General features: G+C 40.2%; 12 protein-coding genes, 1 tRNA gene and 1 pseudogene. 6 read left to right on the top strand and 8 right to left on the bottom strand.

The genetic code is table 11. From position 1 onward, the window contains the following. Positions 1 to 132: 132 nt before the first annotated feature. Positions 133 to 1,173: a DNA cytosine methyltransferase gene (locus tag IM319_RS05500; RefSeq protein ID WP_287734941.1), complete on the bottom strand. Its 1,041-nt coding sequence runs from the start codon at positions 1,171 to 1,173 to the stop codon at positions 133 to 135. 300 nt (positions 1,174 to 1,473) lie between these two features. On the opposite strand from IM319_RS05500, the gene IM319_RS05495 reads away from it, so the two are divergent. Then, complete coding sequence (locus tag IM319_RS05495) at positions 1,474 to 2,511, top strand: fatty acid desaturase (protein ID WP_287734940.1); 1,038 nt, start codon at positions 1,474 to 1,476, stop codon at positions 2,509 to 2,511. A 245-nt stretch (positions 2,512 to 2,756) separates the two neighbouring features. Here IM319_RS05495 and IM319_RS05490 read toward each other — a convergent pair whose 3' ends face one another. Then, on the bottom strand, positions 2,757 to 3,023 hold the full coding sequence (locus IM319_RS05490) for a nucleotidyltransferase family protein (protein ID WP_287734942.1): 267 nt from the start codon (positions 3,021 to 3,023) through the stop codon (positions 2,757 to 2,759). A gap of 237 nt (positions 3,024 to 3,260) precedes the next feature. Between IM319_RS05490 and IM319_RS05485 the strand changes: the two genes are divergently transcribed. The 4 genes and pseudogenes from IM319_RS05485 to IM319_RS05470 all read left to right on the top strand — a co-directional run bounded on the left by IM319_RS05485 (position 3,261) and on the right by IM319_RS05470 (position 4,431). Next, positions 3,261 to 3,506: a UPF0175 family protein gene (locus IM319_RS05485; RefSeq protein ID WP_286825027.1), complete on the top strand. Its 246-nt coding sequence runs from the start codon at positions 3,261 to 3,263 to the stop codon at positions 3,504 to 3,506. After that, positions 3,503 to 3,634 (top strand): annotated as a pseudogene (locus IM319_RS05480) (DUF3368 domain-containing protein); the annotation flags it as partial. The gene IM319_RS05485 and the pseudogene IM319_RS05480, both read left to right, overlap by 4 nt. Positions 3,635 to 3,911: 277 nt before the next feature. Beyond that, positions 3,912 to 4,172 (top strand): type II toxin-antitoxin system Phd/YefM family antitoxin, encoded by a 261-nt coding sequence (locus IM319_RS05475; RefSeq protein ID WP_287734939.1) that lies wholly within the window; start codon positions 3,912 to 3,914, stop codon positions 4,170 to 4,172. Continuing rightward, a complete protein-coding gene (locus tag IM319_RS05470) occupies positions 4,165 to 4,431 on the top strand; it encodes a Txe/YoeB family addiction module toxin (protein ID WP_002756029.1) in 267 nt (88 codons plus the stop codon). Before IM319_RS05475 ends, IM319_RS05470 begins: the two co-directional genes overlap by 8 nt. A gap of 200 nt (positions 4,432 to 4,631) precedes the next feature. Here the strand turns inward: IM319_RS05470 and IM319_RS05465 are convergent, their stop codons facing one another. The 5 genes from IM319_RS05465 to IM319_RS05450 form a co-directional block, all read right to left on the bottom strand. Beyond that, the gene (locus IM319_RS05465) at positions 4,632 to 4,934 is read right to left on the bottom strand and encodes a type II toxin-antitoxin system RelE/ParE family toxin (protein WP_287734938.1); all 303 of its coding nucleotides are present in this window, start codon (positions 4,932 to 4,934) and stop codon (positions 4,632 to 4,634) included. Beyond that, complete coding sequence (locus IM319_RS05460; RefSeq protein ID WP_287079492.1) at positions 4,931 to 5,161, bottom strand: addiction module protein; 231 nt, start codon at positions 5,159 to 5,161, stop codon at positions 4,931 to 4,933. The genes IM319_RS05465 and IM319_RS05460 overlap by 4 nt, the downstream gene beginning before the upstream one ends. 161 nt (positions 5,162 to 5,322) lie before the next feature. Further along, complete coding sequence (locus IM319_RS22405; protein ID WP_353857180.1) at positions 5,323 to 5,457, bottom strand: PEP-CTERM sorting domain-containing protein; 135 nt, start codon at positions 5,455 to 5,457, stop codon at positions 5,323 to 5,325. A 173-nt stretch (positions 5,458 to 5,630) separates the two neighbouring features. Continuing rightward, positions 5,631 to 5,703 (bottom strand) — tRNA-Arg (locus IM319_RS05455). Positions 5,704 to 5,791: 88 nt separating this feature from the next. Next, complete coding sequence (locus tag IM319_RS05450; protein ID WP_287734937.1) at positions 5,792 to 6,931, bottom strand: ferrochelatase; 1,140 nt, start codon at positions 6,929 to 6,931, stop codon at positions 5,792 to 5,794. Positions 6,932 to 7,129: 198 nt separating this feature from the next. Between IM319_RS05450 and IM319_RS05445 the strand changes: the two genes are divergently transcribed. Next, positions 7,130 to 7,888, top strand: a complete 759-nt coding sequence (locus IM319_RS05445; RefSeq protein WP_287076590.1) for a DUF2993 domain-containing protein — start codon at positions 7,130 to 7,132, stop codon at positions 7,886 to 7,888. Positions 7,889 to 7,904: 16 nt separating this feature from the next. On the opposite strand, the gene yidD is transcribed toward IM319_RS05445, so the two are convergent. Beyond that, positions 7,905 to 8,135, bottom strand: coding sequence for a membrane protein insertion efficiency factor YidD (gene yidD, locus IM319_RS05440; RefSeq protein WP_287076588.1), 231 nt, complete (start codon positions 8,133 to 8,135; stop codon positions 7,905 to 7,907). Positions 8,136 to 8,241 lie beyond the last annotated feature (106 nt).

Genomic DNA, 8,241 nt, shown 5'->3' with positions numbered 1-8,241 from the left:
GGTCAACTACCTAATTTTCAGGGAAAAAGTACCTGAATTTTCCCCCTGATCACTCCCATGCCTGGTACTTTTTGATTGACAAAAAGTCTAAAAGTCTTACCCAACAAGGTTTTTAGATTTATTCAGCAGACCCTAATTAAGTGATTTAGTAATATTTATACCAATATGTTTAATGACTGGGGGACAGACAGCGTTAGAAAGTTGTTTAATAGCAGCGGTGCGAGAAACAGGAAAATAATAATCATCGGGAAATCCCATTAATCTTTTTATTTCTAAGAGACTTAAATGTCTTCTTTCCTTGCTATACACTGGAATCATGGCGCCACCACCGCTAACACTAACCGCAAAAGTAGGAAAGGGTTTTTGGATAGAAATTGCTCGGATGCCACTAGATCTCATTTGATAAATACAATTATCATAATCTACATTAACACTTGACCTTTCAATACTTATTCTTGTTTTTGGCAGTTGAAAAGATAATTGTTCGGCAGTAATTCTGCCAGCGTAATAATCAATATACTGCTGCCATTTTTCCGATATGGGAATTGAATAATCCCCCGAAACAATAATTTTCTCAATACCGACTTCTGCATGGCAAGGTTGGGGAAATTGAAAGTTTTTAATTCCTAAATCCTTTCGGAAAGCCAATAAAAAAAAGCGAGGTCTTGATTGAGGAATTTGGAAATATTTACTATCGATAACTGCATAAAAAGCCAGATAATTTATTTCTTTTAACTGGATTAATATATCTTTTAATATCTGCCCTTGATTTAAGCGCAGGATATTACTAACATTTTCAAGAAAGATCACTTTAGGCTTTTTTTCATGGCAAATTCTGATAATTTCCTGAATAGCTAGTCCGCGACTGTCTTGAAACCCTTTTTTTTGTCCTGCTCTGGAAAATGGCTGACAGGGAAATCCCCCACAAAAAACCTCAAAATCGGGAATTAAACTAGGAATTAAAGCTTCAACATCTTGCGGTTTTATCGATTCATGAAAATTGTGATTGTAGGTTTTCACACAATCTGGGTTATTTTCGTTGCTAAAAACACATTGCCAACCGATTTGTTCAAGACCGAGACGAAAGCCACCAATTCCCGCATAAAAATCGGCAAAAGTCAAGCAACTATGGGTAAAATTTTTGTTAGCTGGACGAATAGGTAACTGGTTCATAATATTGATTGAATAACCGAGAGTCTTATCTATTTTCTCAGATATTATTGTACTAGATGCCCAAGGGGACAGACGGACAGACAGGGGGAGAATCTGATTAACTTTCCCTAGGGGCTTTTGTTAAGTTACATTAAGCCCTACAATAAAATTCTGGTGAGTTAGACGAAATTCGCTCGATCGCTCGGTCTTATCCGCTCCTAGCTGAGATAGAGAAAAGATAGCGCATCGAGAAACAAAAAAACTTGAGCTACTCAAGCTTTCGTCAATACTGCCCTGTCATCTATCTTGAGTTATAACCTAGTGTCCCAAACCCTACCTAAACCCTCCCTAAAAAGAGAATTTTTGCCATTTACCCTACAGGATGTCCGTCTAGCTATCCCGGCCCGTTGCTTCCAATCAAGCGTTTTTCGCTCTTTAGCCTACTTTTTTTTTGATATTGGCATCATTACCCTACTTTACTGGATAACTTACCAGATTAATCAAGCATGGTTCTTCCCCCTTTTTTGGTTTATGCAGGGAACCATGTTTTGGGCCTTATTTGTCGTCGGTCACGATTGCGGTCACGGTTCCTTTTCCCGTTATCGTTGGTTAAATAACTTAATCGGTCATCTCAGTCATACTCCCATTCTCGTACCTTTCCACGGTTGGCGCATCAGTCATCGCACCCATCACGCTAATACCGGCAATATCGACACCGATGAAAGTTGGTATCCCGTCACGGAAACCCAGTATAACAATATGGCTTGGTACGAAAAATTAGCTCGTTTTCAGCTAATTTTATTTGTTTATCCCCTTTATCTTTTCCGTCGTTCCCCTAATAAACAGGGATCCCATTTTATGCCCGAAAGCCCCCTCTTTCGCCCCTCGGAACGGTGGCAGGTACTGACTAGCACCGTTTGCTGTACCTTTATGTTAGGTCTATTAATTGGGGTGGGTATCAGCTACGGCTTTTGGTTTCTGTTTAACTACTACATCATGCCCTATATCGTCTTTGTGGTTTGGTTGGACTTGGTGACATTCCTACACCACACCGAAGATGATATTCCCTGGTATCGCGGTCAAGACTGGTACTTTCTCAAAGGGGCGCTTTCTACCATCGATCGCGATTATGGCATCTTTAATCCCATCCATCACCAAATTGGTACTCACGTCGCCCATCATATTTTTATCACTATTCCCCACTATCATCTCCAAGAAGCAACCGAGGCCATCCTTCCCGTCTTAGGAGACTATTATCGCGTCTCGAAAGAACCGATTTTCAAATCTCTCTGGCGGTCCTACCGCAATTGTCATTTTGTCAGTGACCAAGGCAGTAAGATTTTTTACCGCAAAAATTGATCCTGTCTTAGATATCAGGAGGAAACGGCAGCAAAATCTGCCTCCTCCTCTCACACCAAGAATAGTTGCCAAAACTGGGGGTAAAGTCTTTGTCTTTATTTGATTCATTGGCAAAGGATGAAGATTCAGCCGTAGGTTGGGTTGAGCTATCATTATTGATCAGGTATTACCAATCGGCTCAAAAGGCGAAACCCAACCTATCGAGTTTTACTTTACTTGCAAGAAATCTCTAAATTCCCGTTGCGTCATACATAAATAACCTCCGATAAAATTCTTTCTCTCCTTCTTCCTTTTAAGCCATTTTTACTGATAACATCCGCTTTTAGCTTAAGTAAATCACTTAAATAATATTCCAGATCTACTAAATCTAGTAAACTAGGCGGTTCTGTATAATCTATCAGAATATTAACTTCACTATTTTCCGGCACTTCTCCTTTTACATAATCTCCAAAAATACCTAATTCACTGACATAATACTTTTCTTTTACTAAGGACTTAACCTGACCTAAAATCGCTTTAATTTCTTATAAATTTTTCATGATGCTCACCTTCTAAGATAACGGAAAAGACTTCTACCCTACTGATCAAAATTTTATTTCCTGTATCTGTATTGTAGCAGCTATCGGATAAACCATCCTCCCTGAAATTATGGGAATTGAGAGAGTTATGCCAAAAATACACCCTCAACTGACTAAATGAAGGAGGTTATAATATTATTCCAATAGGAAGGGATAGATAGGTTTATAGCCATGAGTATTGATATCTCCGATGAAATTCTCAGTGCCACACGCAGGACTGAAGCTGAGATGAGGCCGGAAATTGCGGTTATGCTCTTTCAAAAAGAGAAGCTCACCCTTGCTCAAGCGAGTCGATTTGCCGGAATGAATCGTATTGCTTTTCAACACCTACTGGCAAGTCGTCAAATTCCAGTACACTACGATGTCGAAGATTTTGAACAGGATATTAAGAACTTGCGGGAGATGGGCAGATTGTGATTATTGTCAGTGATACATTGCCTATCAACAATCTTGCAGCTATTAATCAACTTTATCTACTACAACAACTTTACGAAATAGTTTTTATTCCCGAAGCAGTTTATCGAGAATTAATTGAAGATAGATTTTGTCTTTGATCCCCCCTACTCCCCTTAATAAGGCGGCTCTGACAAATTTTAACACCTACCTACTTAGTGCTTTACTTAATCCCCTAGTAACACCCAGAATAGTAATCAATCAGTCAATGTACCATGCTCCAGAGCAAGGCAACTTATCAAGAATTGGCAACGAGAATAAGTAAAAAGAAATTTGACAAATATTTAAAAAAGGTGCTATTATGCTGAATAATACTTGACTTGTGTTAAGATTGGTTGCGCTCTTGTTGTTAATTTAAGGGATAGTTACATGAAAATTGTTACTGTTACTGAAGCCAAAGAACAAATTGATGAATTAGTGAATGATACCAATGATAATCATCAACCGATTTTGTTATCTGGTACGAAAAAAAATGCTATTTTAATCGCTGAGGAAGATTGGAACTCTATTCAAGAAACGCTTTATTTGTATTCTATTCCTGGTATGGTAGATTCAATTATTGAAGGTGGCAACACTTCTATTGAAGATTGTGTGGATGAGGCGGATATCAGAGCAATTTTAAATGGATAATTGGCAGTTAGTTTTTACCAAACAAGCGAAAAAAGATGCTGAAAAGCTGGCTCGTACTGGGTTGGCAAAACAAGCTAACGAGTTATTAAATATTCTTAAGTCAAATCCCTATCAATCTTATCCTGTTTATGAGAAACTCAGTGGCGATTTAGCGAGCTATTATTCCCGACGTATTAATATTCAGCATCGTTTGGTTTATCAGGTTATTCCAGAAGAGAAAGTTGTCAAAGTTATCCGGATGTGGACTCATTATGAATAACCCCTCTTATTTATTTTACACTGGTAACATTATAGAATGAAAATGATTGATTTGGATTGTAAAAATAAATTCCCTAAAATAAGCCCACTCAAGATAACATGAAGGGGCATTTATGGTATTTTTAGAGGCAATTTAGCCTACTTTTGTGGGTTCCTTTTCGGTGGATTTGGATAGTTTTAGTTTACGTTTGAGTATCTCCATTATTCTAAATTTCGCTTTTTCCAGTAATCAGGTTTACGTTTTCCATGTGCGATCGCAACCAGCCAGATAAATGCTTCAAATTCTACATAAAAAATGATGTAAGGAAAACGGCGAATGACATAACGGCTTACCCCTTCGATAGTATGGTCTGTTCCCAGATTAGGGTTAATTTTAATTTTTTCGAGAACTTGTTCAATTTCAGATAGCAAATCTAGCCCTAATCCTATCTTTTGCTTCTCATAATATTGAATAGTATTGTCAAGTTCTCCTGTTGCTTCACTGTGAATAATAACCGGTTTCACGAATATTTCTCTCGTAATTCCAATAATACTTTTTCTGATGGTTCACCATTGGCTGTTCCAGCATAAATTTCGGCTAATCTTTCAGTTAATTCTCTATCCCAAGCATCTAAAACATTGTCATCTACACCTTCATCTAAAGAATGGATGAGAAAGTAAGCGAGTTCAGCGCGATCTTGCACAGGAAGTTGAGCAAGTTCTATTTTGAGGGTTTCTGCTGTTTTAGTCATCTTGAAAGCATCTATAACCAGTCATCTTAGATTGTAGCCGCTCTCGGCTCGCAAGATAAACCATACTCCTTAAAATCATGGAAATTCAGAGAGTTATGCAAAAAATACCCCCCTTAACTGACTGAATGAAGGGGTAATTTGTCGTATTTTTGCTGGGCAATTTAGCCTACTTTTGTGGTTTCTTTTTCGGCTGATTTGGATGGCTTCAATTTGCGCTTGAGGGTTGAGGCTGCGCCGAGAGTTCCGAGGGCGAGGAGTCCGAGGGAGGAGGAGGGTTCGGGAACAGATGTAGAGATAACTTGAAACTGAAAATTAGGACCGAAACGGCCCTTGTTAGAGCCAGTGAGAGAAGGAAAAGAGAAACCACCAGCCGAATCGTTACGTGCCGTGCCTAAAAAGGTAATTTCTGGGGCTGCGATGATCGAACTAGCAGAACTTGTATATCGATCAGAAAAAGGGTCATGAGTAACGGGTACGGTAGGGATCGAACCTACAACCGTCCGCTTAGAAGGCGGATGCTCTATCCATTGAGCTACGTACCCAGGAAAGCACAATTATAGATCATACTTCCAACAGTGACAAGTGGTAGGACTAATTTTCGCCGCTACCCCTCTTTGCCACTGTCCAAGCTTAATGATGATGGTGGTGTCCGTGGTGATGATGGTGATCGGAATGAATGTGAGGAATTGTTACAGAACTATTGACAGATAAAGCCTCTTGTGATATGAGAGCTTCGATATGTTCCTCGGCCCAATCGGCAGCCATCCGGCAAAATTCGGGGTTATCGTTGACACAGGCCATCTGCACATAATTAACTTGGTCGTGTTTGCGGCGTAAAGCTTCGATAATATGCTCCACATCCAGTAAAGTTTCGTGATTTTCCGTAGCAAAGCCAATCGGCATGAAAATTAAAGCTTTGGCCCCTAATTCGATTAAATTCTTCGCCGCTAACTCTGCATTCGGTTGCGTCCATTTAATTAAGGGGGTTTGGTGATTTAACCAACCCACAGAAATCAAGGGATAACGATAGATTAATTTTTCCCGGACTAACTCGTATAAAGCTTGACTTTCATCGATTCCCGAGGTAAATCCCTTCGCTTCGTGGGGACAACCGTGATTCATTAAAATAATGCCAATTTGCGAGGGAAGACAGCTACTAGCTACCTCAGCAGCGATTTTTTCTTCCACTAACCGCGCCATTAGCTCTATATAAGCGGGTTGGTTATAAAACGAGGGAATATAGCGCAATCCTTTCACCCAATGTTCCCCCGTTTGTCCTTGAGCTAAAGCTTTGTTAACTTGTTCGATCGCAATGCCACTGGTAAAGATAGAATCAACCACGAGGAGAGGATAGATCAAAATTTTCTCGAATCCCCGTTCGCGGATTTCCCCTAATACCTGTGCTGGTAAAAAAGGCGCGCAGAAGTTAAATGCTTTGAATACCTCCACCCGATTACCCCATTTTGCCTGTAAATTGCGCTCGATTTCCTGTCTTTGATGCTCGAAAATGTGGTTATGGGGCGAAATAAAGTGATTATGCTGGTGTTGCCATTCGTGTAGGTCAAATATGGCCAATAATTTCGCTAGGGGAGGATAAACCCAAGTCGGTACAGGAGCGAACTTAGCCGTCAGCAGATTTAAGGCCTGTTCATTATAGTTGGCAAAGTCCTCGTAACTCTCCACTTCCCCGTATCCCATTAATAATACCGCCACTCGATCGCTGTGGTTGTGGGTAGCGGCTAACTGTTGTTGATCTGAAATGGCAACCACGTTTTTAACCCCGATTTTCTAAGTGAAAAACGCTATATCACTGGGATAGTAGCACTTTTCTATCCTATCCCCTCGCACGGGATAGACCGCTAAAAATTTATAACCTCTACAGAATCATACAGATTGCTTATCATCCTCATTAATAAAACGAGATGTAAAGAAACTTTAAATAATGTTAAGATCGTTGTAGTCCCACTTATGAGAGATATGACAGCAGGCGTGTTTGGTAGCTTACCTTTTCCCAATCAGAGCGGCGATCAACTCATCAGTAAGGCGGTGAGTGCTGCGATCGCTGCATTATTCAAACGGACAGGCAAGCTGAAAGCTACTGTCCGCGCCGAACCCGTAGCCAAATTACTGCAAGGCAGTATCGACGGTTTTGACTTTATCGGTCAGTCGATGCTGATGTACAATGGCCTACGCATCGAAGCCATGGAATTGTATGTGCAAGCGGTGGCGATCGATTTTAGTGCCATTTTTACCGGACAGGTAAAACTCCGTCAACCGACGCGGGCCACTTTGCGGGTAGTTTTAACGGAAGAAGATTTAACCACCTCTTTTAATACACCTTTTATTGTCGAAAAACTGCAAAGATTAGAGTACGAAGGTAAATCAATTCACTGTCAGAATACGGAATTAATTCTCAATGACAATAAAACTTTAACTCTGAAAAGTCTAATCAAATTGGGAGAAGAAGAACCAATTCTTCTAGAAATGACCACTGCTGTGGTTGTGGAAGAACGGCGAAAAATTCAATTTGTTGAGGTGGTTTATCAAGGGGACGAAAGATCGAAAGCTTTAGGAGAAGCTTTAATCAGCCACGTTAACAACCTCATGGATTTAGATAAATTTGCCCTCGATGGTACTCAATTAAGGGTCGATCGACTACGTTTAAAAGACAAACAGATCATCTTTTATGGTATCGCCGATATCGAGCGTTTTCCCCAAAGAAAATAGGCAGCATTTTTGCCTTTTAATCGTGCTTGTGGCTACAGGGAGGCACAGGATCGTAACCTCCGGGGTGAAAAGGATGACAACGGAGAATACGCTTAATTGCTAACCAAGAACCGCGCACCACACCAAAGCGATCAATCGCTTCCATGGCATACTGGGAACAGGTGGGTTGAAAACGACAGGAAGGGGGAAATAGCGGCGAAATAAACCGTCGATATCCCTTAATTAAACCAATAAAAATTCCTTTCATCGAAAATTTTGGGTCTGAAACCCCGTCGTTTCACGACGGCTTTACTGTTAAATACTAGCGCATTTACCAAATATATGCTAAAATGTGAGACATGGAAAAAGCCTAT

Source organism: Microcystis sp. M113S1 (genome assembly GCF_020246945.1).
GTDB lineage: Bacteria > Cyanobacteriota > Cyanobacteriia > Cyanobacteriales > Microcystaceae > Microcystis.
This window is presented reverse-complemented; position numbering and strand designations above follow the sequence as displayed.

Excerpts from the sequence above, each read along its gene's own strand:
- IM319_RS05470 (WP_002756029.1), top strand. The coding sequence starts at position 4,165 with ATGGATAATTGGCAGTTAGTTTTTACCAAACAAGCGAAAAAAGATGCT.
- IM319_RS05445 (WP_287076590.1), top strand. The coding sequence starts at position 7,130 with ATGAGAGATATGACAGCAGGCGTGTTTGGTAGCTTACCTTTTCCCAAT.
- IM319_RS05460 (WP_287079492.1), bottom strand. The coding sequence starts at position 5,161 with ATGACTAAAACAGCAGAAACCCTCAAAATAGAACTTGCTCAACTTCCT.
- IM319_RS05485 (WP_286825027.1), top strand. The coding sequence starts at position 3,261 with ATGAGTATTGATATCTCCGATGAAATTCTCAGTGCCACACGCAGGACT.
- IM319_RS05500 (WP_287734941.1), bottom strand. The coding sequence starts at position 1,173 with ATGAACCAGTTACCTATTCGTCCAGCTAACAAAAATTTTACCCATAGT.
- IM319_RS05475 (WP_287734939.1), top strand. The coding sequence starts at position 3,912 with ATGAAAATTGTTACTGTTACTGAAGCCAAAGAACAAATTGATGAATTA.
- yidD (WP_287076588.1), bottom strand. The coding sequence starts at position 8,135 with ATGAAAGGAATTTTTATTGGTTTAATTAAGGGATATCGACGGTTTATT.